Raw genomic sequence first — 1,759 nt, 5'->3', positions numbered from 1 at the left:
CGCGCCTCTCATAGCCCCCGTCAAGCCCGGTTGGTCGCCATTGTCCAGCCTGTCCTGGACGAGCGGATTCGTGGACCTGTTCCGGGGAAAAGGCGACGGCATCCGCTCGCTGTATTCATGGCTCTTCGGGTGCACGTGTTGCTTCCGAAGTCCGTCCACGAGGTCGACCGACCCTCTCGCATGGGATGTCCACCGCGTGGCATCGAATCAGTCACATCAGGCATCGCCGTTCATGGAGGACTTCCCCCGGGCGGCTCTGGGACTACGTTGGGAGCTCGCGCGGCTCGCAGGCGCGTTGGAGAGTCCGCCCGAAGGAAGCAACCTGGTTGCACCCGTCGCTGGCATCAGCTTGCGATCATGGTCCGGCTCCGTGTCCGTTCGCTTGATGAGACGCCGCGGTGCGGCGCGCTTCAGTTCGCTGGCGTGTGGCCAAACAGGCGGTGTTCATCGAACACCTCGCCCTGGCCGACGTACCACAGCGCCTTGAGCAGCTTGCGCATCAGGGCGGTGATCGCCGGCTTCGTGCGCCCGCCGTCGCGCACGACCTTCGCGCGGTACCACCGCCAGGCCGGGCCCTCATGGCGTAACAGACGCAGTACCGCGAAGTACAGATACTGGCGCACCGCACCGGGCCCGCGCTTGGTAATGCGCAGCTGGCCCACATGCTTGCCGCTGGAGCGCTCGCGCAGATGCAGTCCACCGGCCTTGGCATAGGCGCCGGCGTTCGGATACTGGCGCGGATCGCCCAGCCCCGCGCGCAGCACCGCCGCGCTCATGCGCCCGATCGCCGCCGCCTGGCATGCCACGTCGGGCTCGTCGCCGAGCGCCTCGTGCACGCGGTGCTCCAGCGCCCGGCAGGCGCGGCGCATCGCCAGCAGTTCGCTGGCCAGTTCCCGGCCCTCTTCGGCCTGCGCGTCCAGACAGGGCACGGCAATCGTCGTCGCCGCGCTGTCGAGCAGGGCCTCGACCTTCTCCGCCTCGAGGAAGCGTCCGCCGACGCGCGTGAGCAGCCGCCGCGCCCCATCGCGGTCCGCCACCACCGCCGAGGGCGGGCCATATGTCGACAACAGCTCCAGCAGGCTCGCGCGATCCAGCCCCAGCACCAGCGGCGCCTCCGGCCAGTGGCGCGCCAGCCACGCCTCCAGGCGCGAGTGCGCGCGCTGCGCCCGATCGCGGTACCAGCCCAGGCGCTTCGACCATGCCTGCAACGCCTGCGACACCTCATCGGGCTGTAACCAGCGACGGCTCACCCCTTCCAGATGCAGCCGTGCCATCACGTACGACGACTTCGCGTCGTGCAGACTCGCCACCCCGTCATACAGCTCCGCGGCGTCCGCGACCCGCTTCGCCGGCATCCGGTAGACCGCTACGCCCGCCTGCTGCAGGTGATGGCGAACCGGATCCCCGTAGGTGCCCGTGGGCTCGATCACCGCCTCAACCGGGGCGTCCAGCCCCGCAATCCGCTCCACCACCGCACGGGTGTGTTGCGGATGGCGCCAGCGAAACAGCGCCTGCACCGCGCGATCCCCGTCCATCAGCGTCGCCACGAAGTCATGCTTCGCCGCATCGATCGCCACCACCAGTCGGCCCGCCTGCTCCGACACCGCCGACCAGTCCACCTGCTGAAAATCGATCGTCTTCCAGGTACGCTTACCCATAAGGGGCCACCTCCCATATCCCGGTTGCGTTGATGTGCAAAACCAACCCTACCGGGCTTCGAGGGGCCCCTTCTTCATGTCCGCGGTTATAACTGACTACG

At 68.4% G+C, this 1,759-nt stretch carries 1 protein-coding gene; it reads right to left on the bottom strand.

The annotated features are described in order from the left end of the window. Positions 1–410 precede the first annotated feature (410 nt). Entirely contained in the window at positions 411–1,658 is a 1,248-nt protein-coding gene (locus tag A0W70_RS16345) for a transposase (RefSeq protein ID WP_067564354.1), read from the bottom strand. Between the last annotated feature and the right edge of the window lie 101 nt (positions 1,659–1,759).

Source organism: Halofilum ochraceum, from assembly GCF_001614315.2.
GTDB lineage: Bacteria > Pseudomonadota > Gammaproteobacteria > XJ16 > Halofilaceae > Halofilum > Halofilum ochraceum.
Note: the sequence above shows the minus strand (reverse complement) of the source record. Positions and strands in the feature narration are given on the sequence as shown.